We start from the raw sequence: 230 nt of genomic DNA on the forward strand, positions 1-230 counted from the left end.
TTATCCATGATTGGCATTATATTCGGTGGTTGGTTGTTATCCATGATTGGCATTATATTTGGCATTTGAATATTTGGCGGTATGACTTGTGGAATAACTACATTTTCTTTCTTTACATTCGGTGACACTATATTTCCTACATTTTCTTTCTTCACTTGCGGCGATACTATATTTCCTACATTTTCTTTCTTCACTTGCGGCGATACTATATTTCCTACATTTTCTTTCTT

At 33.9% G+C, this 230-nt stretch carries 1 pseudogene; it reads right to left on the bottom strand.

Annotated elements, in window-relative coordinates:
* Window positions 1-230 (bottom strand): annotated as a pseudogene (locus MR170_RS31775) (peptigoglycan-binding protein LysM); the annotation flags it as partial.

The sequence above is a fragment of the Bacillus cereus group sp. BfR-BA-01524 genome, from assembly GCF_022662595.1.
GTDB lineage: Bacteria > Bacillota > Bacilli > Bacillales > Bacillaceae_G > Bacillus_A > Bacillus_A thuringiensis_S.